Source organism: Bradyrhizobium sp. P5_C12 (assembly GCF_054049735.1).
This window is the reverse complement of record NZ_JBFULU010000032.1, coordinates 25702-51520: the sequence shown is the minus strand read 5'-3', so window position 1 is coordinate 51520 and position 25819 is coordinate 25702. Positions and strand designations below refer to the sequence as shown.

The window sequence follows — 25819 nt, the reverse complement described above, 5'->3', positions numbered from 1 at the left end:
TCCCCCCGCGAGCCCTGCGCGCTACGCAAGCCCACAGACCGGATCATGCCGCTTGCGCGGATCTCCGAGCCGTCCCCACCCGGACGGCTTGTCCGCCAATTTCCGCAACATCCTATTGGCAGAGCGTCGCGAATGAAATGCCTGCGATTAAGACAATCTTAATCATCGTTAACAGGATCGCGCCGTAACGTCTTAGCAACACATGGAATTCTCCACCGAACCCGGCCGATTGCGGCAACTTTTCGGCAATAAACCGGCAGAATTACGTAAAACGGCTGGAACATTTCGTTAACCATTTCCGTGCTTGGGTAGCGCGGAACCTTGCCGCCGGACCGGCGGAGCATCGCGCGATGCCGGGGCCTGCGCCATGACGCCTGATCTGCAACGGATGCAATGGATGCCCTCGCCCCCGCTTGCGCCCATCGACACCCCGCTCGACCTCGATCATCTCGCGCGCATGACGCTCGGGGACGCCGAGCTCGAACAGGAAGTGCTCGCGATGTTCGCCGAGCAGGCGGTCCGGCTGCTTGCAGCGATGGCGGCGCTGCCGGCCGAGGCCGGTGCGCTCGCACACAAGCTCAAGGGTTCGGCGCGCGGTATTGGCGCCTTTGCGGTGGCGGATGCCGCCGCCAGCCTCGAGACCGCGATCCGGACCGGCCACAACCGGCCGGGCGCCTTCGCCGCGCTGAAGGAGGCGGTGGCCGAGGTCCGCGCCGTTATCGAGGCGATCCTGAAGCACTAGGCCGGCAACCCGCAGGCCGCGGGCGGCCTGCGCACTAGCGCGGCCCTTATCGACCCGTTATAGGACAGCCCAGACCCTCCTTTATTCCAAGATCGCGGCAGCACGAGCACACATGGCCAAAATTCACTTTGTCGACCACAAGGGCGAAACCCGCACGGTGGAAATCGAGAACGGCGCGACCGTGATGGAAGCCGCCATCCGCAACAGCATTCCCGGCATCGAGGCCGAATGCGGCGGCGCCTGCGCCTGCGCAACCTGCCATGTCTATGTCGACGAAGCCTGGCGCGAGAAGGTCGGCAGCCCGACGCCGATGGAAGAGGACATGCTCGATTTCGGCTTCGACGTGCGCCCGAATTCGCGCCTGTCCTGCCAGATCAAGGTGAGCGACGATCTCGACGGTCTCGTGGTGGCGACGCCGGAACGTCAGGCCTAAACGCCAAGCCTAGGCACGCGGCTGTTCTAGGCGGCGGGCGGCGCGACCTCGATCCCGCGCTTGTGCCAGGGTCTGAGCTTCTCGATGATCTCCGCCGTGAGCGGCGCCGGCCGCCGGGTCGCCTCGTCGAGCATGACGCCGACCGACGTCGCCGACGCGATGCATTTTCCTTCCGAAAACACCACCTGCTCGAAGGTCACCGAGGTTCGTCCGAGCTTCACGACGCCGAGGCCGAGCGCGATCGTATTGGGCCAGTGCAGCTCGGCGCGAAAATGGATGTCGAGCCGCACCATGATCCAGGCGAGGCCCGGCGGCGTCAGCCCGTATTGCGGGCTCTTCATCAGCGTGACGCGGCCGGTCTCGAAATAGGTGGCGTAGACCGCGTTGTTGACGTGCTGGTTGGGATCGAGATCGCCGAAGCGGACGTTGTCGTCGAGGCGATAGGGGTAGTCCTCCAGGCGCGGCGTCGTATCGAGGCGGCTTGGTGCGTTCACCGGTTGATCTCCGTCATATCCTTCCCGGTTACAGCCCAGTTATTTTGACCCGGCAAGTGGGGGCGGCTGCGGGGCGCTCCCGCTTTTATGCCTTCCCTGATCCATTCCCGTTGGCTAGACAGGCAGGGTCCCCTCTGCCCGCCGGGCGCCGTCCAACCGACACCGACCGATAAAGAGACGACATGAGCGACGCGATCAAAACCGATGTGCTGATTATTGGCGCCGGCCCCTGCGGTCTGTTCGCCGCCTTCGAGCTTGGCCTTCTCGACATGAAGGCACATTTCGTCGACATCCTCGACAAGATCGGCGGCCAGTGCGCCGAGYTCTATCCGGAAAAGCCGATCTACGACATTCCCGGCATTCCGCATGTTTCGGGGCAGGGGCTCACCGATGCGCTGATGGAGCAGATCAAGCCGTTCCATCCGACCTTCCATCTCGGCGAGATGGTCGAGACGGTGGAGAAGATCGGCGATCCCGCATTTCGCTGCACCACCGATGCCGGCACGGTGTTCGAATGCAAGGTGCTGGTGATCGCGGCCGGCGGCGGCTCGTTCCAGCCCAAGCGTCCGCCGGTGCCGGGGATCGAGGCGTATGAAGGCACCTCGGTGCATTACGCCGTGCGCAAGATGGAACAGTTTCGCGACAAGAGCGTGCTGATCGTCGGCGGCGGCGATTCCGCGCTGGACTGGACGCTGAATCTGCATCCGCTCGCCAGGCGCATCACGCTGCTGCACCGGCGCGACGAGTTTCGCGCAGCGCCTCACAGCGTCGAGCAGATGCGCGCGCTCGTCGCAGCCGGCAAGATGGATCTCAGGATCGGCCAGGTCACCGCGCTGGCGGGGAGCGACGGCAAGCTCACCGGCGCCACCCTCAAGGGCAACGACAACAGCATCACCGAGATCGCCTGCGACACCCTGCTGCCGTTCTTCGGGCTGACCATGAAGCTCGGTCCGGTCGCGAACTGGGGCATTGCGCTGGAGAACAATCTAGTGCCGGTCGAGACGTCGGCGTTCGAGACCAACGTATCAGGCATCTTCGCGATCGGCGACATCAACACCTATCCCGGCAAGCTCAAGCTGATCCTGTGCGGCTTCCACGAGGGCGCGCTGATGTCGCAAAAAGCACATCGCTACGTCTATCCGGAGAAGCGGCTCGTGTTCCAGTACACGACCTCGTCGTCCAGCCTGCAAAAGAAGCTCGGTGTCAACTGACTGCGGCGGACGGGGCGGCGATGCCCCATGTTTCTGGTGCTGGAATCGTTCGCGAAATCGCCGTAGTCTGCGGCCATTCCAGTCGTGGGTTAGCAAGGTGATGATAATGCGGAATCTGTTTTCCGGCTTTCGGCTGCTCTCGCTCCTCGCGCTTGGTCTGTCGCTCGGCGCGGTGAGCCCGGCTGCCGCGCAGGTCCCGGCTGCGGTGCCGGCCCAGCCGACTGCCGCAGGCCTTTGGCAGAAGGTCGAAGATGGCAAGACGGTGGGATGGTTCCTCTTCATCGACCATAGCGGCGTGTTCGAAGGCGTCATCGCCAAGACCTTTCCGCGTCCCGGCGACGACCCGAACGAGGTCTGCTCGAAATGCACGGACGATCGCAAGAACGCGCCTGTGCTCGGCCTCTCCTTCATCCGCGACATGAAGCGCGACGGTTTGAAATATGACGGCGGCAACGTCGTCAATCCGCGCGACGGCAACATCTGGAAGGCCAAGATGTCGGTGAGCCCCGACGGGCAGACGCTGACGATGCGCGGCTTCCTCGGCATCTCCCTGTTCGGCAAGGACGAGACCTGGACGCGCCTGCCGGACGCGAACCTCGCGCAGGTCGACCCCGGCATCATTGCCAAATACCTGCCCGCGCAGGCCGCCGCGACCAAGCCGCCCGCGCCCGCGGCGAAGAAGGGCGGTGCGATGATGGCGCCGGCGCCGAAGCAGTAAGGTTGCTTCCGTATTCTTTTGTAGCCCGCATGAGCGAAGCGATATGCGGGACCACTTGTCCCGGGTATCGCTGCGCTCACCCGGGCTACGGAATCGTCAATACGTCCGCGCCTTCTTGCAAGGCGAATAGAAGGTGCCGTTGCCGGCGACAACCCGTTCCAGGCATTGCCTCGGATCGGTGATCTCGCCGTCGACCTGAAAATAATAGGCCCGCGCGCCCAGGTTCAGGACATATTGTCCCGGCGCAAGTTCGAGTTCTGCATCTCCGGCGTGAAGCTCATACATGTCGGCTGTCGCCGGAATCGGCGCCGCCCGGAACGGGTAGGAGACGTTGCGGATGACCGCGACATCGTCTCCGCCACTCAGCGTCTTGCCTGCGGCGTCTGTCGAAAACTCCCTGACGATTTTCGCCACCAGCCGGACTTCGACGCGCTCCGGGATGGCGTTCACCGCTTCGCGGCGGAAGACAATGAATTTGACGCGACCGTTGGGCAGATGCGGCCGATCGGGCTTCTTGAATTCCGGTGAAATCGCGATCCGCATGTCCGGCGCCATGACGCTGATCGCATTCAACTCGGCGAGCGAACGATCATCAACGATGGCATAGATGCCGTAGTCGCTCGGAAGCACCCGCGTCGGTTTCGGGGGCGGCGCCACCGCGGTGACCATTTCCGGCTTGGTGACCGTGATCGTGTTCTCCGGCTTGGGCGGGACCTGCGCGATCTCCTGGGGTTGCGACGACATCAGCCGGCGCAGCGAGGCAATGTTGTCTCGCTGCGAGACGACGAGAACGACGGCGCCGGCGGCAAGCAGGATGGCCGCCGTGCGCTTGATCACCGGCCAGAGCGGGCCCGAGATTGTCGGCAGCTTGCTGCGGGATATCTCGATTCCCGGTCGTAGGACGGTCGCGTCGCCGGACAGGAGTTTGCCGCCTGTTTCAGTCGCCTTGGACGAATTGAGCTGGTGTTGCGGCAAACGCTCCAGCGGCGCCTGTTCGCGCGAGAACTTCTCGACCTCCTCGATTGCGACCTCGAGAGCCCGCTTCATCTGGTCGATGTTCTTGGCGTCGGCGTAGGTGAACTGCTCCAGCAGCTTGTAGCGGGCAAGGTCGTAGACGATCTGCCGTCTGAATTCCGCGTCGTCCTTCACCGTCTCGAGCATGCGCGAAATCACGAGCGCAAACTGAACCTCGTTGGCGGGCAAATCGGTCGGGTCCTGTTGGCCCGGGAGCAGCTCCTTCGAACTCATAGCGCTGACGGTCCAAGGCCTGCCACGCCGACACCCGATTTTCTATTTGAAGCAGCTGGTTAAAGGATGCGGTCGCGTCCGCGGCAATTTCGTACACGTCCCGACACGACAAGGAAAGCCTTCGAAAGAGCTGCGGCAAATCGCCGGCGCGCCCTGCATGCGGGGCGTGCAGGCCGGTCGAAGGCGCGGCTCCGGCCAGTAGTTCCCCGGAATGCGCGCTGGCGCCGGATTTGCATAGCTATTGGCAAAGCTGCAGGGGGATGAGTCGCCATTTCCACGCCCGTCGCAATTGTGCGGGGGGTGGGCGACCTTGTTCGTCCCCGCGCGGCGCTGACATCGATACGTGGGAAAACGACATGAGACTTGCAAGACCGTGTGCGGCGACGTTGCTGGGGCTGATGACGCTGCTGGCGACATCGGCGCTCGCGCGCGACGACGGGCGTTACGCCAACTCCCCATTAAAGCCCTGGTTCGAGAGCCTGCGCAGCGAATATGGGCAATGCTGCTCGGATGCCGACGGCTATGTCGTGGCCGACGTCGACTGGGAGTCCGATCGGGGCCGTTATCGCGTGCATCTCGACGGCGAATGGGTCGTCGTGCCCGACGGCGCCGTCATCACCGAGCCGAACAAGATCGGCCGCACCATGGTGTGGAAGCACTATATCGACGGCCACCCGCGCGTCCGCTGCTTCATGCCGGGCAGCATGACGTAGCCGTCCGACCGCCATTCGGGCGAGGCGCATCGTCAATCGGTCAGGACGACGATCTTCCCGCCGGCCGCGTTGTCCTCCATGCAGCGGTGGGCCTCCGCGATCTCCGCGAGGTGAAAGACCCGCCCGACCTGGACGCGAAGCGCGCCTGTTTCGATTTGCCGGACCAGGTCCTGCAACGGCGTCTGCATGAAATCGTCAGGGCCTCCGGAATAGACCGTGAGGCTCACGGCGTTGGGGATGACGTCCATCGGGCTGAACTGGTCGAACCACCATTTGTCCCCGACCATGCCCGTCATGCAGACGATGCCGTTTCGGCGCGCACATTGCAGCGAATCGGCCAGCGTGGTCGTGCCCACGAGTTCGAGCACCTTGTCGACGCCGCCTCCGCTCGCAGCGGTGACCTTCTCGGCGATCCGGCCGTCGTCGATGATGGCAAGGCCCGCTCCGGCGGCTCGCATCAGCTCCATGCGCGCGGGATTGCGCGTGGTGGAAATCACCTCTGCGCCGTGCTGGTTCGCGATGGCTGCAGCGGCAAGGCCGACCGAGGTCGTCCCGCCGCGGATCAGGAGCCGCTCGCCGCGCCTGAGTTGCAGAGCGGTGAACAGCGAGCCCCACGCAGTTTGGAGCATCTCCGGCAATGCGCCGAGGGCGTCCCATGGCAGCGTGGTCTCGAGAGACTGAACCTGGGTGGCGGGCACGCAGACATATTCCGCGTAGCTGCCGTCGAACTGCCGCCCCATGCCGCCCATGGCGGTCGCAACGATCTGGCCTTTGCGAAACCGGCCGCCCGGTGCCTCCTCGACGAGGCCGACGGCCTCGATGCCGAGCACGCGCGGGAAGCTCACACCCGGCGATAGTCCGCGCCGGGTGAAGAGCTCGGACCGGTTGAGGCCGAAGGCCTTGACACGAATAAGGACCTGATCCGACGCGGGCCTAGGCACGGGCCAATCCTCGACGCGCAGCACCTCCGGTCCTCCCGACTTGCGGATCACTGCTGCTTTCATCTGGGCCATGGCATCAAAGTCCCGTGTTGCTAGTTCGGTTGCAGATCGAGGCGCGGAGATTCATGCGCCGGTTCGGCGCGGGCTTCCGGAAAGCGGAGGCATGCCGTCGTTCCGTGGCCGGGGACCGATGTGATGATGAGCTCGCCGCCATGCGCGGCCATGATCTCCTGAACGATCGACAGGCCGAGGCCCGCGCCGTCGCGCGTCGTGTTGCCGGTCCGGAACGGCTCGATCGGCTGGTGCCGGAAATCCTGCGGAATGCCGGCTCCGTCATCACGGATCGATATGCTGCCGCTGCCGAGATTGGCGGTAATGTGCCGCGCGCCGCGGGCGTGGATCAGCGCGTTGCCGACGAGGTTGCCAAGCGCGCTGCGAACCGCGGCTTCGACCCCCTGGACGATGAAGGGGCCTTCGCCATCCTGTTCCAGCGAAAGCTCGATTCCGGAATCCAGCGCCGACGGGCTGAAATCGGCGAGAACGTCGAGCGTCACGACGGCAAGATCGATCGGCCGCTTCGCGATCGCATGGTTTTGCAGCCGGGCAAGGTCCAGCATGGCCGAGACCAGTGACGTCAGGCGACGGACGTCCCGCACGAGCTCGACCTTCAGGGCCGGTTCGGATACGTCCTCGATCTTCGCGCGCAGCAGCGTCAGCGGCGTGCGGAGCTGATGGGCGGCATTGCCGATGAAGCGGCGCTGCATCCTGATATAGGCGTCGATCTCGCCGAAGGCGCGGTTCAGCGCCTCGACCAGTGGCTTCAGCTCGGAGGGCACTTCGGACAGGGATATCGAACCTTGCGGGGCTGATGGATCGATCGCGAACGCGCGACGCGCGACCCGTTCGATACCTCGTGAGACGAAACGTGCGGCCAGGGCCGAACCGATGGCGACGGTCGCCGCAAAGGCCAGCGCCAGCAGAAAGATCGAAAAAATACTGCGAAAAAGGAAGTTCCGTGCGAGCCGACCGAACCGGACCTGAGGCTGTCCGACCATCATCGCAAGCTGCAACGAGCCCCGTTGCACGACGCCAAGGCAGAAGGTGCTCTTCTGGTCGAGGGTGTTGAAGACGGACGTGCCGACGGGCCCATGATAGGGAAACGCGAAGGGAAGGGCGGGCCGGCGTTCGCTGCCATACTCGCTGACCAGGTCGCCCGCGGACACGACGTACCAGAGGTTCGGGCTGTCGGCCTTCAATTCCTCGATGGCGGGAGTCGAACGGATGGCCAGGTTTTGCCCTTCGATCACCGTGGCGCGGTCGAGAATGGCAGCCACGACCCGGCACGCCCTGAACTCGCGTTCCTCCATCGGGTATCGCCAGATGAAGACGCAGAGCATGATCAGGAAGATGGTCGTGGCGGCGATGCCGAGCGACAGCGCAAATGTTCGGGCGATCGACGTCATCGGGGTTTTGCCAGCCGCATGATGTAGCCGATGCCTCGCATGCTGCGGATCTCGACGTCGCCGCCGAGCTCGGCCAATTTCTTCCTCAAGCGCGAGACCTGCGCTTCGAGCGTGTTGGACTCGATCTCGTCGTCGAAGCCGTAGATTTCCTCGATCAAGGCGGCGCGGGTGAGGACGCGGTCGCGCCGCATCAACAGCGCGCCGAGGATCAGCGCCTCGCGTCGCCGCAGCAGGATTTTCGTGTCGGCGACCACCGCCTCGTTGCTGCCGAGGTGCAGTTCGACATTGCCGAGCGACAACACCGAGGGGGCGAGCAGCCGCGGCCGCCGCAGCACGGCGCGCACCCGCGCAATCAGCTCCTGCGGCTCGAACGGCTTTCCGAGATAGTCGTCGGCGCCACCATTGAGGCCATCGACGATATCCTCCTTGGCGTCCTTGGACGTCAGCATGATGATCGCCGGGCGTTCCGGCGATCGGCTCAGCGCCGTGACCACCTGGAGCGCATCGCCGTCGGGCAGCATCCGGTCGACGATCGCGAGATCGTATTTGAAGTTGTCCAGCGCCTGACGGGCATCGGCAATCGAGCCGACGAGGTCGACGATGCCGTGCAATTGACCGAGCAGGCGGCTGACATAGGCGCCGATCTGCGGTTCGTCTTCGATCACGAGGGAGCGCACGCGGGTCGTCCTTGACTCTGCCGGAACGTCTGATCCTGGACCGTGACGCTCCCTGGCCGAACTCTGGCGTTTCGGCTCCTGCGCAGGGTTCCCATTAATGCAGCGAGCTTGGCGAATAAAAGGCGGGGGGCGAGGGGCCGGCCGACACTGACGGTCAAAGTTCTGCTGCGTGAGCGCGGCCCGGCAATGTTCGGGCAATGTTGACACGAGCGCCTCGCGGCGTGCGGGAATGTCGCAGGGACGGTCGCCCCTTGCAATCTTGGGGCAATTTTGCCCGACCACATGCTGAGGCTCCAACCACACCAGTCGACTCGGTCAGCAAGGCCGAGTCCGGGGCCCAGTAATGAAATATCTTGACGAAGCCGCTATCCGCCACACGGCGAATGCGCGGCGGTCGACCGCCTGTCTTGCCGCGCTCGGCGCGATCATCGCGTCTGCGCAGTCCGTATCGGCGCAAACCGCGTTCACGCTGCCGGCGCCGCCGTTCGAGCTGCCGATGCTGCCTTCACCGTCCGGCAACTGGACCGTCATGGTCGGCATCGGCGGAGAATACACGCCGGATTTCGTCGGATCGAAGAACGGGAAGTTGAGGCCGATCCCGATTTTCTCGATTCGCCGTGCCGGATCGGTCGACCAGTTTCGCGGGCCTCGCGACAGCGCGAGCATCGCGCTCCTCGACGTCGGCAATTTTCGCGCAGGGCCTGCGTTCAAATACGTCTCGTCGCGCAAGAGCGACAAATATTCCGAGCTGACTGGTCTTGGCGACGTCAAGGCCGCATACGAGCTCGGTGGTTTCGTCGAATATTATCCGGTCGACTGGCTGCGCCTGCGCAGCGAGTTGCGTCAGGGCATGGGTGGCCATACCGGCACGGTGGCCGACGTCTCCGCCGACGTCATCGTTCCCTTGATTCAGAGGCTCACGATCTCGGCCGGTCCGCGTTTCACCTGGAAGAGCACCAAGGCGACCGCGCCGTATTTCGGCGTCGACGCGGCGCAGGCGCTGGCATCCGGGCTGCCGACCTACGATGCCAAGGGCGGCGCGCACTCGGTCGGCTTCGGAAGCCAGGTGTCCTACCGCATCAATCCGCAGTGGGAGGTCCATGCCTATGTCGAATACGAAAAGCTGCTCGGGGACGCGGCGGACAGTCCGCTCGTCAAGCTGCGGGGATCGTCGAACCAGACCACGGTCGGGCTGGGCGCTTCCTATTCGTTCGATTTCAGAATTCGATAGCTCGCCATGCGCCGCAGCTTAATTCTATGTGTTGTCGTGGCGGTCGCTTCCGGCGTCCTCGGCGCCGCCGTGGCGTTCGAGACGCGCGCAAGCCGACTCCAGGCGATCAAGACCGTCGGCATCGTCTCGGCCGTCGGCGAGGAAATGAGCTTGACGCAAGCGGGCCTGACCGAGCCAGGCGCGGCAGGGCAGAGCGTTTCGATCAGCGCATGGGGCCTGGACGAGCTGATCGTCCAGCAGGCGGCCAAGCTGCTGAGCGGACGCTTTCGCGTGCAGCCGGTGACCTATCGGCGCGCCGCGTTCGCCGCAGTCAGGGATTCGGCGGTTACGCCCGTCAATCTGCTGCGCAGCGATCCATTCAAGGAACTGGTTCGCACCGACGTCGTGCCCCAGGGGCTCGATGCCTATATCGTCATCACAAGGGCACGATCGAAACTCGGCAACGGCCGCAACGTCGAGGGCATCGGGCTCGCCCAATACCGGACGCTGCTTGTAGATTACGGCCTGATCCACGCGCTCTACGAGGTGCGCGTGATCGACGGCAAGTCGTTCGACGTGATCGAGAAGCGGGCGGCCGCGCCGCTCGATAACACCGGGACCATGCGGCTCGCCGGCCCGAGTGGGCCGGTCGACGAGACGTTTGATGGCCCGGCTTCGGGTGAACGGCTGCGCGCGGCGATTGCGGATCTCATCACACGCAGCCTTCCGCTCACGCTGGGCGACATGCATCTCACCGATGGACGGTAATGGTCATGAGATCAGGTCCGGCAGCATGACGTAAGCGTCGCGCCTAGAATTTATAGGTCACGCTGCCGAGCACGGTGCGGCCGATGCCGAGGAAGCAGTCGCCGCGCGCCAGGCAGGTGGTGACGTGACGCTTGTCGAACAGATTGCTGGCATTGACCTGAAGCCGCCAGGGGCCGGTCTCGTAACGAACCAGGGCATCGAACAGGGTGTAATCGGGCGTGCGGAGGGTGTCCGTGCCGTCCCATGAGGTGCCGATGTAGCGCACGCCGCCGCCGAGCGTGACGCCGGGCAGGCCGAGCTGGGAGAGGCGGTACTTCGCCCAGAGCGAAGCCTGGTGGTCCGGCACGGTCTCGACATGCTTGCCGGAATTGTCGCCGCTCTCCACGCGGGCATCGAGATAGGTGTAGGCGCCGATCAGGTCGAGCTCCGGCGTGATGCGCGCCAGCACCTCGAGCTCGGCGCCGCGGATGCGGACCTTGCCGGTCTGGATCGAGAACCGGTCATCGTTGGGGTCGCTCGTCAGCCGGTTCTTCTCGGTGGTGTCGAAGATCGCGCCGTTGATCGCATGGCCTGGCATCGGATTGTACTTGAAGCCGAGCTCCACCATCTCGCCGCGCTGCGGCACGCAAGTAGCGGCGCAGACGCCGCTGCCGAACACCGGGTTGAACGATTGCGCATAGGTCACGTAAGGCGTGACGCCGAACGGCAATTCGTACATCAGCGCGGCGCGGCCCGTGGTCGCCTGGTAATTCTCGACCGGAGAGCCCTGCGTATCACTGGTGACGTAGTCGTGGCGCAGGCCGAGCACGGCGAGCCACGGCCCGAGCCGCAACTGGTCCTGTGCGTAGAGGCCGAGCTGGCTCTGGCGGAGATCCGGCTCGGGAGACATCGCCGGCGCGGTCACGCCGCGGTAGACCGGGGCGTAGAGATCGAACGGCGTCGAATCCGTAGCGAAGCCGGATTGCGCGCGTTCACTGAATGCGCGGTAATCGACGCCGAGCAACAGCTTGTGTGCGACCGGGCCGGTGTGCAGTTTCAGCTCGGCATTGCTGTCCGAGGTCAGGTTGTCCTTGACCGTCTCGCGGCTCCATACGCTGCGTGCGACGGTGCGTCGGCCGGAATCGAGAAACGGATAGTTCGGATCGCTTGGATCGACGAAGTGCAGATCCGGCCAGGTCGAGCGGTAGATGCCCTCGACATGGGCGAAGCGCAGGTTCTGCCGGATCTTCAGGCCATCGCTGAAGCTGTGCTCGAACAGGCTGCTGATCGCGCCCGTCTCGGTCTGGTATTTGTCGAAGCCCGGCTCGCCGGCAAAACGCTGCACCGGAATGAATCCGTTGGGGCCGGCAAACAGCGTGCCCTCATGCGGCAGAAACGCCGTGGAAGAGCCGGTCGCGTCCTTCTGGTAGGTGCCGAGCACGGTCCAGCTCGTGGTGTTGGTCGGCCGCCAGGTCAGCGACGGCGCGAGCAGGATGCGGTCGTCCTTGACGTAGTCGGTCTGCGTGTTGCTGTCGCGGTAGACGCCGATGAAGCGATAGAGCCACTCGCCGTCTTTGGTCAGCTTTCCCGTGGAATCGAGCTGTACCTGCTTGCGGTTGAAGCTGCCATATTGCACGCCGATCTCGCTGGCGGCTTCCGCCTGCGGCCGCTTCGAGACCAGGTTCAACAGGCCAGCCGTCGAAGTGTCGCCGTAGAGCACGGACGAGGGGCCGCGCAGCACCTCGATGCGCTCCAGCGTATAGGGGTCCGGCCGCCATTCGTTGAAATTGTTGGTGTTCACCATGCGCGTGCCGTCGAGATAAATGTTCGGGTCCTGGCCGCGGATGCGCGGATAGTCGCCGCGCGAGTCCGCGCCGTAGGCGTCGGCGAACACGCCGGGGACATAACGCAGCGCTTCCTGCACGGTGGTCGCGCCCTGGTCGGTGACGCGGTCGGCGGTCACCACGGTGATCGATTGCGGCGTCTCGCGCAGCGGCGTGTCGGTCTTGGTGCCGGTGCCGCTGCGGGTCGCGACGTAGCCGTGGACGGGGCTCGTCGCGGTCTCCGCGCCCGTGCTCGCGCCGGCTGCCGGTGCATCGGCGTTCGACGGCGCGCGCTCGGCCTGACGACGGCGGCTTGCCGCCTGCGCGGCCTGGCGGGAGCGAAGCGGACGTGTACGTGCCGTCGGCCGCGACGATGACTGCTCGACGACGACGGCAGGCAATTCCCGCGACGATGATTGCGCCTCGGCGGGCGCTGCGTCCATCAAGCCTGCCAGCAGCGGCAGCGCGCCGCCGATCAATCCCGCCGTCGTCCTCAGATACGTTGTCATTCGCGACCCCATCATTTGCGGGGCGACGACTAACAAGCGCGGTGTGGAGCTTGAAGTGCAGGAGGGGCGCAATGCCCCTCAATCATCGGATTTGGAATTAGTATTCATATAAATCGGGCGCGCGCCGATTGATGCCGGCGCGCGAATGCGTGAATGAGAGAATGGAGAAGCGCGTCTTGTCGCGGCGTAGACCAACGCGCTTCGATCGCCCCCGCGTGATTTGCCTGCAGTCGCCGCAAGGCATTGTGGATGCGCAGGTCGCCTGACGCAGGGGCCCGCCCTACGCGCGGCCTGACGGCAGGCTCCGTTTGACCCGTGGCGAGAGCGAAACGGCTCCGTTGATCGCGCCGGCACGGGCCGCTTCCGTCGCGAGATACTGATTGCCCCATGTCCAGAGCATGCGAACGACCGGTTCGAGCGAGCGGCCAAGCGCCGTCAAGGAATACTCGACCCGCGGCGGGACCTGTGCGTATATCTCGCGATGAATGAGGCCGTCCGCCTCGAGCTCGCGGAGCTGGCGTGTCAGCATGCGCTGCGTGATCCGGGACAGGCGCCGCTTGAGCTCGTTGAAGCGAATCGTATCGTCGAGCAAGTGATAAAGAATCACGCCCTTCCACTTGCCGTCGATCAGATCGAGGGTGGCCTCCACGGGGCATCCCACGGCACAATCATAGGTCTTGCCGCCGAGCTTCTGCATAGTTCACTCCGTGATACTAGAGGACTGGCCTGTGCGTAATTGTCAGTCCCTAAATTAGCGCGCATCGTAGCTCTCGCAAAGATCGATATCGGCGAGGCGGTGACGAACGAGCCACCGCTTCGGCTCGCATAGGGTCTCTGCATTCAAATTCTGCGGCGGCAACCGGCGCAGACCGGGCAAACGCGCGCCGGAATAATCATAGAAAACACAGGGAGGGAGCGGTGCGAAGCGTGAGGAGAGGAATTCTACTCGTCATTTTTCTGTCGGCCGCAATCGTCACGGGCGCAGCCTGTGCGGAGAGCGGAAGCGGCAACGCGGAAGTCTTCGCGAAGCTCCCGCAGTCGGTCGGCAACATTGCGTTTACGCCGGACAATCAGCTGATCTTCAGCCACCATCCATTCTTCAGTCCCGACATTCGTGTCGCGCGGCTGACATCGCCGACGACGTTTGAGCCGTTTCCAAATGCCGAGTGGAATACGCCACGAAAAGGAACCGATCAGTACCTCGATAACGTGCTGGGCCTTCGTTCTGACGAAAGCGGTGTCGTGTGGATCATCGACATGGGATTCCGGACGCAGATCACGCCGAAGCTGGTCGGCTGGAACACGCGCACGAACAGGCTGGAGCGCATCTATTACATGCCGGAGCCCGTGACGGTGAAAGGTTCGCAGCCGCAGGATATCGTGATCGACCAGAAGCACCGGAAGTTCTACATCGCCGACGAAAACATCGGGCCTGGCGGCGATGGGTCTCACGCTGCGATCATCGTCATCGATATGGATACGGGTGTCGCACGACGCGTGCTGGACGGCGATCGATCCACTGTCCCGGAAAATGTGCCGATCACCGTAGATGGTAATGACCTGACGGTGCCCGGCAAGGACGGCAAGCCTTCGCTCATCAAGGTCGGCTGCGACGGCATCACGATGGATGCCAGGTCCGAATGGGTCTATTTCGCGCCACTCAGCGGCCGGTCGCTGTATCGCATCAAGGCCATCGACCTCGGCGACGAGAAGCTACCCCCCGAAGAGCTGAGCGCGAGGGTGGAACGCTACTCGGACAAGCCGAACAATGGCGGCCTGTCGATCGACTACGCGGGCAACATCTACCTGACCGCGGTCGAGACCAAGTCGATTGGTGTAGTCGGGACCGATCGGAAGTATCGCACCTATCTGAGCGATCCAGACATGGTGTGGCCGGACGGGATTACTGCCTCTGCCGACGGGTACATGTACGTGTCCGCGTCTCAGGTATCCGCAGCCGCCATGTTCCATGGCGGAAAGGCGGAAAACAAGACGCCGTATCTGATCTATCGGTTCAAGCCGATCGCAGCAGGCTATATCTCACGCTGACGGCGAGAGCGACGACCCCGGCAAGGGACAGCCGGGGTCGGAAACTATCTCAGCGTTCTTCGCTGGTCGCGTTGGCGCTCGCGAGCCGCTTGACGCGCGGCGACAGCACCGAGATCTGCGCAGGCGAGGCGGGCATGCCCGCGACGATCATCGCGGGCGCGGCCGACTGCTCCTCGACGCCGGCGCCGCCGAGGACCTGGACTTGCGTCGCCGAGATCGGAAACGACGTCACTTCGTAGGAGGGAAGCTCGGTGGCGAATGCACCGGACGAGCTCGCAATCATCGTGCCGAGAACGGCAATCATCGAAAGAACGCGCATGGGAAAATCTCCGTGGAAGATGGCAATCGGAGGTTTGGTCGCGGCGAGGACGCGACAGGTTCGCTCGTATGCGAACGTTCGGTCACCGTCGGCGGAGATATTTGGTTGCGTGATTCGCGCGCAATGAAGCGAAGACGAAATGCTTCGCTGAAGTGTTTCAGGATTGTTTCGCCGCCGCCGGCCTTCAGGTCACCGGCGCCGGATTGAACAGCGTCAGGTCGTTGTGGATGCCCCAGCGGTCCGACCACGGCTTGATACGGCCGCTGGCGACATCCAGGATCAGGCGGAACAGGTCCCAGCCGGTTTCCTCGATGGTCTGCTCGCCGGTGGCGATGCGGCCGGCGTCGAAATCGATCAGGTCCTTCCAGCGCCGTGCCAGCTCGCTGCGGGTCGCGACCTTGATGACGGGCGCTGCCGCAAGGCCGTAAGGCGTGCCGCGGCCGGTGGTGAACACCTGCAGCGTCATGCCGGAGGCGAGCTGGAGCGTGCCGCAGATGAAGTCGGAGGCGGGGGTGGCCGCGAACAGCATGCCCTTCTGCGTCGCCTTCTCGCCGGGTGCGAGCACGCCGGTGATCGCGGATGAGCCGGACTTGACGATCGAGCCCAATGATTTTTCGACGATGTTGGCGAGCCCGCCCTTCTTGTTGCCGGGCGTGGTGTTGGCGCTGCGGTCGGCGCCGCCGCGGGCCAGATAGGAGTCGTACCAGGCCATCTCGCGCACCAGCGCGCGGCCGACGTCTTCATTGATGGCGCGCCGGGTGAGCAGCTGGATCGCATCGCGCACCTCGGTGACTTCCGAGAACATCACGGTGGCGCCGGCGCGCACCAAGAGGTCGGCGGCGAAGCCGACGGCGGGGTTCGCGGTGACGCCGGAGAAGGCGTCGCTGCCGCCGCATTGCAGGCCGATCACGAGGTCGGACGCCGGGCAGGTCTCGCGGGTGCGCGCGTTGAGGATCTTCAGGCGCGCCTCGGCCTGGGTCATGATGGCGTCGACGATGGCGCCAAAGCCGTCGAAGGCCTCGTCCTGCATCCGCACGATGGCATCGCTGATCCCTTCCGGCACCAGCCGCTCGGGCGCGAGCTTTTCGCATCCCAGGCTGATGACCAGAATCTCGCCGCCGAAATTCGGGTTGAGCGCGATGTTTTGCAGCGTGCGGATCGGAACCACCGCATCGGGGGCATTGATCGCGACGCCGCAGCCATAGGCGTGGGTCAGCGGTACGACGTCATCGACGTTCGGATACTTTGGGAGCAGCTCGGCGCGGATGCGCTTCACCGCATATTCCATCGTGCCCTTGACGCATTGCACGGAGGAGGAGATGCCGAGGATGTTCTTGGTGCCGACCGAGCCGTCCGGATTGCGGAAGCCTTCGAAGGTGAAACCTTCGAGCGGCGGCAGGGGCGCGGGCACGGCGGTCGAGATTTCGAGCTTGTCCAGCGCTGGGGCCTCCGGCATGCGGATGCGCGCCTCGTCCACCCATTCACCGGCCAGGATCGGCGAAAGCGCGTAGCCGATCACCTCGCCGTAGCGGATGATCGGCTGGTCTTGTGCGATGTCGACCAGCGCCGTCTTGTGCCCCTGCGGCACGAAGGCGCGCAGCGTCAGCCCGCAGGCAAAGCGGGAGCCGGCGGGGAGCCCGAAATCATTGACCACGATCGCGACATTGTCGCGCTCGTTGAGCTTGATGTAGCGGGGCTGCTCTTTCGCTGCGACTGACTGGTCCATTGGCTTTGCCTCAGAAGCTGAAGTCGTAGGGTGGGCAAAGGCGCAACGCGCCGTGCCCACCATGCTTCACACCGAACGTAAGCGGTGGGCACGCTTCGCTTTGCCCACCCTACGATATCTTCCCCGTGGTTAACCCGGATAGGTGTAGGCCGTCTTCACGGTCGTGTAGAACTCGCGCGCATAGGAGCCCTGCTCGCGGGCGCCGTAGCTCGAGCCCTTCCGGCCGCCGAACGGCACGTGATAGTCGACGCCGGCGGTCGGCAGATTGACCATCACCATGCCGGACTCGCTGTTGCGCTTGTAGTGCGAGGCGTATTTCAGGCTCGAGGTGCAGATGCCGGAGGCGAGGCCGAACTCGGTGTCGTTGGAGATCGCCAGTGCCTCGTCGTAGTCCTTGGCGCGGATCACTGCGGCGACGGGGCCGAAGATCTCCTCACGCGCGATGCGCATGTTGTTGTTGGCCTCGGTGAACAGCGCCGGCTGGAGGTAGTGGCCGGGCGTCTCGCGCTTGAGCAGTTCGCCGCCGAAGGCAAGCTTGGCGCCCTCGTCCTGGCCGATCTTGATGTAGCGCAGGTCCTGGTCGAGCTGGCTCTGGTCGACCACCGGGCCGATATGCACGCCGGCCTTGAGCGCGTCGTCGACCGACAGCCCCTTCAGGCGCTCGGCCACCGCCGCGACGAAGCGGTCATGGATGCCTTCGGTCACGATCAGGCGCGAGGAGGCGGTGCAGCGCTGGCCGGTGGAGAAATAGGCGCCGTTGACGGCGACCTCGACGGCGGTCTTGAGATCGGCGTCGTCGAGCACCACCAGCGGGTTCTTGCCGCCCATCTCGAGCTGGAACTTCTTCATCGGGTTCGAGAGCACGCAGGCCTGCGCGATCTTGCGGCCGGTCTGCACCGAGCCGGTAAAGGAGATCGCGGCGACATCCGGATGATCGAGCAGGGTCTGGCCGACCACCGAGCCGGAGCCGACCACGAGGTTGAACACGCCTGCCGGAATGCCGGAGCGGGTGATGATCTCGGACAGCGCATGTCCCGAGCCCGGCACCAGTTCGGCCGGCTTGAACACGACGGTGTTGCCGTAGCAGAGCGCGGGCGCGATCTTCCAGGCCGGAATCGCGATCGGGAAATTCCAGGGCGTGATCATGCCGATGACGCCGACCGGCTCGCGGGTGAGCTCGACGTCGAGGCCGGGACGGACGGAAGCGCCCTTTTCGCCGATCAGGCGCAGCGCTTCGCCGGCGAAGAACGCAAAGATCTGGCCGGCGCGGGCGACCTCGCCGATGCCCTCGGGGAGCGTCTTGCCTTCCTCGCGGGCGAGCAGGCGGCCGAGCTCTTCCTTGCGGGCGAGGATTTCGAGGGAAATCTTGTTCAGCGCGTCATAGCGCACCTGTGGCGTCGACTGCGCCCAGGCGGGGAAGGCGGCTTTCGCGGCGGCGATCGCCTTCTCGGTCTGCGCCTTGTCGGCCTTGGCGTACTCGCCGACGAGGTCGTTGGTGTTGGAGGGGTTGATATTCTTGGTGACGCCGGAGCCGTCGACCCACTCGCCGCCGATGAAGTTCTTCAGGATTGCCGTCATCTATCGTCCTCCGAATTTTCTAACGCACGAGGCACGGGCGCTTGTCGTCAAACGTCCAGCCCGGGATCAAGTCCTGCATGGCAATAGCGTCATCCCGGGCGCCAAGTCCATGCTGCTTGTAGAGGTCATGCGCGGCTTCGATGGCTGCCCGGTCGATTTCGATGCCCAGGCCCGGCCTGTCGGGCACCGCGATCTTGCCGCCGGTGATCCGGAGCGGCTCCCTGGTCAGCGCCTGGCCATCCTGCCAGATCCAGTGGGTGTCGATCGCGGTGACCTTGCCGGGGGCGGCGGCGCCGACATGGGTGAACATGGCGAGCGAAATGTCGAAATGGTTGTTGGAGTGCGAGCCCCAGGTCAGGCCGTTGTCGCGGCAGGTCTGGGCGACGCGCACCGAGCCCTGCATGGTCCAGAAATGGGGGTCGGCGAGCGGAATGTCCACCGCGCCGAGGCGCAGCGCATGGGAGAGCTGCCGCCAGTCGGTGGCGATCATGTTGGTCGCGGTCGGCAGGCCGGTGGCGCGGCGGAACTCGGCCATGATCTCGCGGCCGGAGAAGCCGGCCTCGGCGCCGCAGGGATCCTCGGCATAGGCGAGGATGCCGTGCATGTCCTTGCAGAGGCCGATTGCCTCGTCGAGCGACCAGGCGCCGTTGGGGTCCAGGGTGACGCGGGCGTTGGGGAAGCGTTTTGCGATCGCGGTGACGGCCTCGATCTCCTGCTCGCCGCGCAGCACGCCGCCCTTGAGCTTGAAGTCGGCGAAGCCGTAGTGGTCGTGGGTGGCTTCCGCAAGCCGCACCACCGTCGCCGGCGTCATCGCCTCCTGGTGGCGCAGATTGAACCATTCCGGCTTGCCGGTCTCACCCTTGACGTAATCGAGCTTGCTCTTGCGCCGGTCGCCGACGAAGAAGAGATAGCCGAGCGTCTCGACGCTGTTGCGCTGCTGGCCCTCGCCGAGCAGCGCCGCCACGGGGAGCCGGAGATGCTGGCCGAGCAGGTCGAGCAGCGCGGACTCCACCGCGGTGACGGCATGGATCATCACGCGCAGGTCGAATGTCTGCTTGCCGCGGCCGCCGGCGTCGCGGTCGGCGAAGGCGGTGCGGATGTCGGCCAGGATGTTGTTGAGCGCGCCGACGGTCTTGCCGATCACGAGATCGCGTGCGTCCTGGAGCGTCTGCCAGATCTTCTGCCCGCCGGGCACCTCGCCGACGCCGGTGTGACCGGCATTGTCGGTGAGGATGACGATGTTGCGGGTGAAGAACGGCGCATGTGCGCCGCTCAAGTTGAGGAGCATGCTGTCGCGGCCCGCGACCGGGATCACCTGCATCGATGTGACGACCGGTGCACCAGAGACGTCAGTCTGGGCCATCGCACGCTCCTCCCTGTTGTCGTCTGTTATTCTGCCGCCTGTTGTGTCGATCGAATGGCGGGCAGATTTTTCACCAACGCGGTCAGTTCCGCGACCTCCTGCTCGGTGAGGTCGGTGAGCGGCGGGCGGACCGGGCCGGAATCGCGGCCGATCACCTTCATGCCGGCCTTGATGATCGAGACCGCATAACCCTTCTTGCGGTTGCGGATCGCGATCAGCGGCAGGATGAAATCCTTCAGACCGGCATGGATCGTCTCATGGTCGCGCTTGCGCACGGCGGCGTAGAAATTGATGGCGAATTCCGGAACGAAGTTGAACACCGCCGAGGAATAGGTCGTCACGCCCATGTCGAGATAGGGCAGCGCGAAGGTCTCCGCGGTCGGCAGGCCGCCGATATAGGTCAGGCGATCGCCGAGCTTGGTGTAGACGCGGGTCATCAGCTCGATGTCGCCGATGCCGTCCTTGTAGCCGACCAGGTTCGGACAGCGCTCGGCGAGGCGGGCGAGCGTGTCGGGCTGGAGGATGGCGTTGTCGCGGTTGTAGACGATGACGCCGATCTTCACGGAAGCGCAGACCGCCTCGACATGGGCGGCAAGGCCGTCCTGCTCGGAATGGGTGAGATAGGGCGGCAGCAGCAACAGGCCGTCGGCGCCGGCCTTTTCCGCGCCGATCGCGATCTCGCGCGCGATCGCGGTGCCGTAGCCGGTGCCGGCGAGCACGGGCACGCGGCCCTTGGTCTCGTCGACGGCGATCTTGACCACCTGCGGGACCTCGGTCGGCGTCAGCGAGAAGAACTCGCCGGTGCCGCCGGCGGCGAACAGACCAGCGACGTCATAGCCGCACAGCCAGTCCATGTTGGCGCGGTAGGTCGCCTCGTCGAACGAGTAATCCGCCTTGAACGGCGTGACGGGGAAGGACAGGAGGCCCGATCCGATCTTCTGGGCCATTTCCTGCGGGGTCATCTTGCTCATGGGCGCTGCTCCCTTCTCTAGTGTTGTCGCGGACGCAACTGAAGCCGCACGTCCATGCGCCGTTGTTTAGGAGACCGTTCGATGCGCGTCCAAGCCAAAGCCTATATCGACCGATGCGGATTCAGCATCAATCTTCCACCATCTCGGCCGAGGACAATTCGCTCGCGATCTTCACCAGGGCGGAGAGCAGCGGATTCTCGTCGTCGCGGCGCCAGACCATGAACAGCTCGACTGGAACGCGGCTGCGCAGCTTCAGCGGCCGCAGGCGGACGTCGGCGATCTTCAGGCTCGCCGCCGCCGCCGGCACGATGGCGAGGCCGAGGCCGGCGCGGACCATGGCGAGGATCGAGTGGATCTGGCTCAGGTGCTGGACGTAGCGCGGCAGCACGTCGGCGCGGGTGAACAGCGCCACCAGCAGGTCGTGAAAATAGCGGCTCTCATAGGGCGAATACATCACGAAGGGCTGGTCGTCGAAATCCTTGATGGTGACGCTCTCGGCGCTCGCCAGCGGATGCTTCTTGGGGATCGCGGCCAGCAGGGGCTCGGCGACGACGCGGCGGCTGGCCACTTCGGGGCGCGCGATCGGCGGCCGCAACAGCCCGGCGTCGATCTGGCCGGAGCTGAGCGCCTCGAACTGATCGCCGGACACCATCTCCTTCAGCGAGAAATCGACTTCGGGCAGCTTGGCGCGGCAGGCGGCGACGAGTTCCGGGAGGAAGCCGTAGGCGGCAGCCGCCGTGAAGCCGATCTTCAGCGAGCCGGTCTTGCCGAGCGCGATGCGGCGGGCGACCTGCGAGGCGCTTTCGGCGAGCTTCAGGATGCGCCGCGCCTCCGGCAGGAAGCTGCGCCCGGCCGGGGTCAGCCGGACCGAGCGGCTGGTGCGCTCGAGCAGCGGCGCGTCGATGATGTGCTCGAGCACCTGGATCTGCCGCGACAGCGGCGGCTGGGTCATGTTCAGCCGCGCGGCGGCGCGGCCGAAATGCAGTTCTTCGGCCACCGTGACGAAACAGCGGAGCTGGTTGAGGTCGAACATCGATACATGCCTTAGATGAATAAGGCGTTTCCCCGGCACTTCTAGCATCGATCATCCCCGAAACAAAGACGGCGGCTGTGGGAGCCGCCGTAAGTTGCCTGGTCCGCTCCGATGATCTCGGAGCGCTCAGGAGGAACGTTTGAGCACCACCCGCTCGATCTTGCCCACGACCACGAGATAGGCGAACGCGGCGACCAGCGCGTWGGCGCCGACGAACAGCAGTGCGCCGTTGAACGAGCCGGTCGCAGCCAGGATGTAGCCGATCACGATCGGGGTGGTGATCGAGGAGAGGTTGCCGAAGGTGTTGAACAGGCCGCCGGAGACGCCGCCGGCTTCCTTCGGCGAGGTGTCGGAGACGACCGCCCAGCCGAGCGCGCCGATGCCCTTGCCGAAGAAGGCGAGCGCCATGAAGCCGACCACCAGCGCCTGGCCGTCGACATAATTGCAGGCGATGATCGACATCGACAGCAGCATGCCGCCGACGATCGGAATCTTGCGCGCCATGGTCAGCGAGCCGGTCTTGCGCAGGATCGCGTCCGAGATGATGCCGCCGAGCACGCCGCCGATGAAGCCGCACAGCGCCGGCAGCGTCGCGACGAAGCCGGCTTGCAGGATCGACAGCCCGCGCTCCTTGACGAGGTAGACCGGGAACCAGGTCAGGAAGAAATAGGTCAGCGTGTTGATGCAGTACTGGCCGAGATAGACGCCGAGCATCATGCGGTTGGAGAGGAGCTGGCGGATGTGGTCCCAGCCGGAGCCGGAGTCCGGCGCGCGCTCGTGCCTCACGTCGTCTTTGGGCGCGTCGAGGTCGACCAGCGCGCCGCCCTCCTTGATGTAATCGAACTCGGCTTCGTTGATGCCGGGATGCTCCTTCGGGCCGTAGATGGTCTTGATCCAGACCAGGCCCATGATCACGCCGAGCGCACCCATCACGAAGAAGACGTAGCGCCAGCCGTAGTCGTGCGCGATCCAGCCCATCAGCGGCGCGAAGATCACGGTCGCGAAATACTGCCCGGAATTGAAGAAGGCCGACGCGGTGCCGCGCTCGTTGCCGGGAAACCAGGCCGCGACGATGCGGGCGTTGGCGGGGAAGGAGGGCGCTTCCGCGATGCCGACCAGGAAACGCAGGCCGAACAGCACGATGATGGCGGTGCCGGCGCTGAAGAAGCCGACCCAGCCCTGCATCATCGTGAACAGCGACCAGACGATGATGCTGAAGGCATAGACGAGGCGCGAGCCGTAGCGGTCGAGCAGCCAGCCACCCGGCACCTGCGCGATCACATAGGACCAGCCGAAGGCCGAGAAGATGTAGCCCATGGCGACGGGATCGAGATGGAGCTCCTTGGAGAGCGCGGGGCCGGCGATCGAGAGCGTGGCGCGGTCGGCATAGTTGACGGTCGTGACCAGGAACAACATGGTCACGATGAACAGCCTGACGCGAGACCTCCTCACGTCCGCTGCGGACACAACTGCGCTCATCATGCGCCTCCTTGCAATTTGAAACGTTTCCTCAACACGACTCCTAGAGGCGCGCGCGGCAAAGTGTCCAAGTTGAAGGGAGTATCGATCGATACCGTTTTTGGATCGATGGAACGGCAGGCGGCGGGAACGGTGCGTGGTGATGGCGAACGCGCGCGCCACGCACTCAATCGTCGTCCTGGCGAAAGCCAGGACCCATTACCCCAGGAGGAAGTTGTGGCGCGCGCTGGCAATGATCAATCTTCGCCAAATTGCGCTCGGTGGTAATGGGTCCTGGCTTTCGCCAGGACGACGCGTGGAAAGAGACAGCGTCGGCTACTGCCGCGCGCTCGGCAGCAGCTGCGGCAGCAATCCCCGCGTCACCGGCGGCGGCACGGCGTCCAGCCCGAGCACGGCGCTGGCGGCCGGCAGCGTGGCGTCGGCCATCGCGGCGTGGCCTTCGGCGCTTGGATGCACGGCGCCGCCATAGACGGCGGAGAGCACGCCCCAGGTCGCATCGTGGATGTCGGTCGGCTGGCTCGCGGCCGGCAAGCCTTGCGGATAGGTCATCGCAGCAAAATAGCTGTCATTGGCGTCGCGGATCCAGCGCGCACGCGGCAGATAGGCGCGGTACTCCGAGGCGCCGCGGCCGCACAGCATCGGCTGGCTGGCCGCGCTGACAATGTCCGGATTGAAGCTCTGGCCGTTCTCGGCGAAGCAGGTGCGGTCGAATTCGGGATCGTTGCCGGCATGGGCGCAGAAGCCGTGATCGGCGAACGCCGCCTGGTGCGAGTCCACGAACGTCATGCGATCGGCTTCGGGATCGCGGCACAGCGCGCCGCGCGTGCAGGTGGCGAGGCCCTTCAGCTGCGGCAGGAATTCGGTGTCGACGAAGGTCGAGACGCGAGCGAGACGCTGCGGATCGGCGTTGAAGGACGGATGGATGTCGAACCCGGCGCGGCCGCCGCGGCAGGGCACGCCGCCATCGGCGAGCGCCGGATTGGCATAGGAGACGTAGACGACGTGCGAGAGGTCGCCGCCGACGAGCGGCTTCAGCGCCTCGCGCAGCTTGACGAAGTTCTGCGGCAGCTCGCGCGCCAGCGCATCGCGGGATTCGTCGACGCTCGCCATCACGCCGGAGCGGCGGAACAGCGCGCGCTCGGTCGCGGTGTCGACGATGACGTCGGCGACGAGACCGGAGAAGTAGACATCATTGGCACCGACCGAGAGCAGCACGAGGTCGAGCGTGCGGTCCGGCTGGCGCTTTTTGGCGGCGGCGAGCGCTTCGCGCAGCTCGGCGACCTGCGCGCTCACGCTGGTCTGGCAGGTGCCGTTCTTGCCGGGCAGGCACTCGCGGGCGCGCTGCGAGCCGAGCAGCCCGTCGCCGATGCTGGCGCCGGTGCAGGCGAGCGGCAGAAAGGTCACCGCGATGTGGGTGTAGCGCACGGCGAGCGCGAGCGCGGTGCGGGTCTGGTAGCTGTAGAGCGAGCGGTGGCAGGACGAGTTGAGCCAGAGCGCGCCGTAGCGCTGCCAGTTGGCGAGCGTATCGGGCGCCTCGCAGGCGCGCCCGCCCTTGTAGCCGGCGCGGCTCGGCCGGTAGTACTGCGCGCCGGCGGTGCCGAGATAGGAGCGGAAGCAGAAGCCTTCGTCGGACAAGGCCAGCGGCCGGTCCGGATTGCCTTCGCCCGAGGCGATGCTGTCGCCCAGGCCGGCGATGAAGACGTCGCGGACCTGGATCTCGGTCTGGATACGCTGGGTCGGATCGGAGCCGGAGGAGACGTCGACGGTTGCGACCGTCTGCTTGCCGTAGCGGACGCGCAGATTGATCGGCTCTGCGCAGTCGAAGGTCGAGGTCTGCGGCCCGTCGCCGTCATCGAACGACCAGGCACAGGTGGCTCCGACCGGCACCGCGCCGGCCAGGCGCACGGTGACGGGGTGGTCGGCCGGGGTGATGTAGTTTTCCTTCACGTTGTCGCGATTGCAGGGCTGATTGAGCCGGCCCTGGAGGTCGATGCAGAGCCGGTTGACCATGTTGCGGGCCCAGCCGCGGCCTTCGCTCTGGATCTCCAGCGACTGCTCGGCGGCGAGGATGCTGCGGTTGCGCGCGTTCTCGACATGAAGCAGGAAGTCGCGATCCTCGCGGAACAGCCGGAAACGGTTGCGCACCTCCCAGCTGATCTGCATGGCGCCCGCGTCCTGTGCGGCCGCGCGCTCGAGCGGCAAGGCGGTGAGCAGCCCGGCAAGCAGCAGGACGCCAGCGAGAAAAGGACGAAGGGATACAGGGATCATGGCCCGCGTCTTCAACGGCAAAGTTGAGGCGGAAATAAGAGAGCAACTGTTCCCCCGCCTGCACCCTTTGTCTGACGGTTTTGCAGGCCGCCGTCCAGCGGCCT

At 65.1% G+C, this 25819-nt stretch carries 23 protein-coding genes; 8 read left to right on the top strand and 15 right to left on the bottom strand.

Annotated elements, in window-relative coordinates; genetic code table 11:
* Positions 1–397 precede the first annotated feature (397 nt).
* On the top strand, positions 398–742 hold the full coding sequence (locus tag ACXJMY_RS25445; RefSeq protein ID WP_456622092.1) for an Hpt domain-containing protein: 345 nt from the start codon (positions 398–400) through the stop codon (positions 740–742).
* Positions 743–854: 112 nt separating this feature from the next.
* Positions 855–1175 carry a 2Fe-2S iron-sulfur cluster-binding protein gene (locus tag ACXJMY_RS25440; protein WP_018642875.1) on the top strand — a complete coding sequence of 107 codons (321 nt, stop codon included), beginning with the start codon at positions 855–857 and terminating at the stop codon, positions 1173–1175.
* A gap of 26 nt (positions 1176–1201) precedes the next feature.
* On the opposite strand, the gene ACXJMY_RS25435 is transcribed toward ACXJMY_RS25440, so the two are convergent.
* Positions 1202–1669 carry an acyl-CoA thioesterase gene (locus ACXJMY_RS25435; RefSeq protein ID WP_456622091.1) on the bottom strand — a complete coding sequence of 156 codons (468 nt, stop codon included), beginning with the start codon at positions 1667–1669 and terminating at the stop codon, positions 1202–1204.
* A gap of 182 nt (positions 1670–1851) precedes the next feature.
* On the opposite strand from ACXJMY_RS25435, the gene ACXJMY_RS25430 reads away from it, so the two are divergent.
* Entirely contained in the window at positions 1852–2880 is a 1029-nt protein-coding gene (locus tag ACXJMY_RS25430) for an NAD(P)/FAD-dependent oxidoreductase (protein ID WP_456622090.1), read from the top strand.
* Positions 2881–2986: 106 nt separating this feature from the next.
* Positions 2987–3598, top strand: coding sequence for a DUF2147 domain-containing protein (locus ACXJMY_RS25425; RefSeq protein ID WP_456622089.1), 612 nt, complete (start codon positions 2987–2989; stop codon positions 3596–3598).
* A gap of 96 nt (positions 3599–3694) precedes the next feature.
* Here ACXJMY_RS25425 and ACXJMY_RS25420 read toward each other — a convergent pair whose 3' ends face one another.
* On the bottom strand, positions 3695–4846 hold the full coding sequence (locus ACXJMY_RS25420) for a hypothetical protein (protein ID WP_456622088.1): 1152 nt from the start codon (positions 4844–4846) through the stop codon (positions 3695–3697).
* Between the two features lie 356 nt (positions 4847–5202).
* Between ACXJMY_RS25420 and ACXJMY_RS25415 the strand changes: the two genes are divergently transcribed.
* On the top strand, positions 5203–5559 hold the full coding sequence (locus ACXJMY_RS25415) for a hypothetical protein (RefSeq protein WP_456622087.1): 357 nt from the start codon (positions 5203–5205) through the stop codon (positions 5557–5559).
* A gap of 32 nt (positions 5560–5591) precedes the next feature.
* On the opposite strand, the gene ACXJMY_RS25410 is transcribed toward ACXJMY_RS25415, so the two are convergent.
* The 3 genes from ACXJMY_RS25410 to ACXJMY_RS25400 form a co-directional block, all read right to left on the bottom strand.
* Positions 5592–6524, bottom strand: coding sequence for a zinc-binding alcohol dehydrogenase family protein (locus ACXJMY_RS25410; protein WP_456622086.1), 933 nt, complete (start codon positions 6522–6524; stop codon positions 5592–5594).
* Positions 6525–6592: 68 nt separating this feature from the next.
* Positions 6593–7963, bottom strand: coding sequence for a sensor histidine kinase (locus ACXJMY_RS25405; protein ID WP_456622085.1), 1371 nt, complete (start codon positions 7961–7963; stop codon positions 6593–6595).
* Positions 7960–8640, bottom strand: coding sequence for a response regulator transcription factor (locus tag ACXJMY_RS25400; protein WP_456622084.1), 681 nt, complete (start codon positions 8638–8640; stop codon positions 7960–7962). The genes ACXJMY_RS25405 and ACXJMY_RS25400 overlap by 4 nt, the downstream gene beginning before the upstream one ends.
* A gap of 343 nt (positions 8641–8983) precedes the next feature.
* Here ACXJMY_RS25400 and ACXJMY_RS25395 point away from each other — a divergent pair, with 343 nt between their 5' ends.
* Together ACXJMY_RS25395 and ACXJMY_RS25390 are read left to right on the top strand one after the other, a co-directional pair.
* Complete coding sequence (locus ACXJMY_RS25395; protein ID WP_456622083.1) at positions 8984–9871, top strand: MipA/OmpV family protein; 888 nt, start codon at positions 8984–8986, stop codon at positions 9869–9871.
* 6 nt (positions 9872–9877) lie between these two features.
* Positions 9878–10618, top strand: coding sequence for a hypothetical protein (locus ACXJMY_RS25390; protein ID WP_456622082.1), 741 nt, complete (start codon positions 9878–9880; stop codon positions 10616–10618).
* Between the two features lie 43 nt (positions 10619–10661).
* Here ACXJMY_RS25390 and ACXJMY_RS25385 read toward each other — a convergent pair whose 3' ends face one another.
* Together ACXJMY_RS25385 and ACXJMY_RS25380 are read right to left on the bottom strand one after the other, a co-directional pair.
* Entirely contained in the window at positions 10662–12929 is a 2268-nt protein-coding gene (locus ACXJMY_RS25385) for a TonB-dependent siderophore receptor (RefSeq protein WP_456622081.1), read from the bottom strand.
* 280 nt (positions 12930–13209) lie between these two features.
* A complete protein-coding gene (locus ACXJMY_RS25380; protein WP_456622080.1) occupies positions 13210–13626 on the bottom strand; it encodes a winged helix-turn-helix transcriptional regulator in 417 nt (138 codons plus the stop codon).
* A 221-nt stretch (positions 13627–13847) separates the two neighbouring features.
* On the opposite strand from ACXJMY_RS25380, the gene ACXJMY_RS25375 reads away from it, so the two are divergent.
* The gene (locus ACXJMY_RS25375) at positions 13848–14978 is read left to right on the top strand and encodes an L-dopachrome tautomerase-related protein (protein ID WP_456622079.1); all 1131 of its coding nucleotides are present in this window, start codon (positions 13848–13850) and stop codon (positions 14976–14978) included.
* Positions 14979–15027: 49 nt separating this feature from the next.
* Here the strand turns inward: ACXJMY_RS25375 and ACXJMY_RS25370 are convergent, their stop codons facing one another.
* From ACXJMY_RS25370 to ACXJMY_RS25335, 8 genes are all read right to left on the bottom strand, one after another.
* A complete protein-coding gene (locus tag ACXJMY_RS25370; protein ID WP_456622078.1) occupies positions 15028–15297 on the bottom strand; it encodes a hypothetical protein in 270 nt (89 codons plus the stop codon).
* A gap of 184 nt (positions 15298–15481) precedes the next feature.
* Positions 15482–17023: a galactarate dehydratase gene (garD, locus tag ACXJMY_RS25365; RefSeq protein ID WP_456622077.1), complete on the bottom strand. Its 1542-nt coding sequence runs from the start codon at positions 17021–17023 to the stop codon at positions 15482–15484.
* 129 nt (positions 17024–17152) lie between these two features.
* Positions 17153–18601: an aldehyde dehydrogenase family protein gene (locus tag ACXJMY_RS25360; RefSeq protein ID WP_456622076.1), complete on the bottom strand. Its 1449-nt coding sequence runs from the start codon at positions 18599–18601 to the stop codon at positions 17153–17155.
* 19 nt (positions 18602–18620) lie between these two features.
* On the bottom strand, positions 18621–19964 hold the full coding sequence (gene gudD / locus ACXJMY_RS25355; protein ID WP_456622075.1) for a glucarate dehydratase: 1344 nt from the start codon (positions 19962–19964) through the stop codon (positions 18621–18623).
* A 26-nt stretch (positions 19965–19990) separates the two neighbouring features.
* On the bottom strand, positions 19991–20935 hold the full coding sequence (kdgD, locus tag ACXJMY_RS25350; protein WP_456622074.1) for a 5-dehydro-4-deoxyglucarate dehydratase: 945 nt from the start codon (positions 20933–20935) through the stop codon (positions 19991–19993).
* Between the two features lie 127 nt (positions 20936–21062).
* Positions 21063–21968, bottom strand: coding sequence for a LysR substrate-binding domain-containing protein (locus ACXJMY_RS25345; protein WP_456622073.1), 906 nt, complete (start codon positions 21966–21968; stop codon positions 21063–21065).
* Between the two features lie 126 nt (positions 21969–22094).
* On the bottom strand, positions 22095–23447 hold the full coding sequence (locus ACXJMY_RS25340; RefSeq protein ID WP_456622072.1) for an MFS transporter: 1353 nt from the start codon (positions 23445–23447) through the stop codon (positions 22095–22097).
* Positions 23448–23762: 315 nt separating this feature from the next.
* Positions 23763–25715 (bottom strand): hypothetical protein, encoded by a 1953-nt coding sequence (locus ACXJMY_RS25335; protein WP_456622071.1) that lies wholly within the window; start codon positions 25713–25715, stop codon positions 23763–23765.
* Between the last annotated feature and the right edge of the window lie 104 nt (positions 25716–25819).

Excerpts from the sequence above, each read along its gene's own strand:
- ACXJMY_RS25345 (WP_456622073.1), bottom strand. The coding sequence starts at position 21,968 with ATGTTCGACCTCAACCAGCTCCGCTGTTTCGTCACGGTGGCCGAAGAA.
- ACXJMY_RS25380 (WP_456622080.1), bottom strand. The coding sequence starts at position 13,626 with ATGCAGAAGCTCGGCGGCAAGACCTATGATTGTGCCGTGGGATGCCCC.
- ACXJMY_RS25420 (WP_456622088.1), bottom strand. The coding sequence starts at position 4,846 with ATGAGTTCGAAGGAGCTGCTCCCGGGCCAACAGGACCCGACCGATTTG.
- ACXJMY_RS25395 (WP_456622083.1), top strand. The coding sequence starts at position 8,984 with ATGAAATATCTTGACGAAGCCGCTATCCGCCACACGGCGAATGCGCGG.
- ACXJMY_RS25440 (WP_018642875.1), top strand. The coding sequence starts at position 855 with ATGGCCAAAATTCACTTTGTCGACCACAAGGGCGAAACCCGCACGGTG.
- ACXJMY_RS25445 (WP_456622092.1), top strand. The coding sequence starts at position 398 with ATGCCCTCGCCCCCGCTTGCGCCCATCGACACCCCGCTCGACCTCGAT.
- garD (WP_456622077.1), bottom strand. The coding sequence starts at position 17,023 with ATGGACCAGTCAGTCGCAGCGAAAGAGCAGCCCCGCTACATCAAGCTC.
- gudD (WP_456622075.1), bottom strand. The coding sequence starts at position 19,964 with ATGGCCCAGACTGACGTCTCTGGTGCACCGGTCGTCACATCGATGCAG.
- ACXJMY_RS25370 (WP_456622078.1), bottom strand. The coding sequence starts at position 15,297 with ATGCGCGTTCTTTCGATGATTGCCGTTCTCGGCACGATGATTGCGAGC.
- ACXJMY_RS25425 (WP_456622089.1), top strand. The coding sequence starts at position 2,987 with ATGCGGAATCTGTTTTCCGGCTTTCGGCTGCTCTCGCTCCTCGCGCTT.
- ACXJMY_RS25360 (WP_456622076.1), bottom strand. The coding sequence starts at position 18,601 with ATGACGGCAATCCTGAAGAACTTCATCGGCGGCGAGTGGGTCGACGGC.
- ACXJMY_RS25415 (WP_456622087.1), top strand. The coding sequence starts at position 5,203 with ATGAGACTTGCAAGACCGTGTGCGGCGACGTTGCTGGGGCTGATGACG.
- ACXJMY_RS25385 (WP_456622081.1), bottom strand. The coding sequence starts at position 12,929 with ATGACAACGTATCTGAGGACGACGGCGGGATTGATCGGCGGCGCGCTG.
- kdgD (WP_456622074.1), bottom strand. The coding sequence starts at position 20,935 with ATGAGCAAGATGACCCCGCAGGAAATGGCCCAGAAGATCGGATCGGGC.
- ACXJMY_RS25390 (WP_456622082.1), top strand. The coding sequence starts at position 9,878 with ATGCGCCGCAGCTTAATTCTATGTGTTGTCGTGGCGGTCGCTTCCGGC.
- ACXJMY_RS25335 (WP_456622071.1), bottom strand. The coding sequence starts at position 25,715 with ATGATCCCTGTATCCCTTCGTCCTTTTCTCGCTGGCGTCCTGCTGCTT.
- ACXJMY_RS25405 (WP_456622085.1), bottom strand. The coding sequence starts at position 7,963 with ATGACGTCGATCGCCCGAACATTTGCGCTGTCGCTCGGCATCGCCGCC.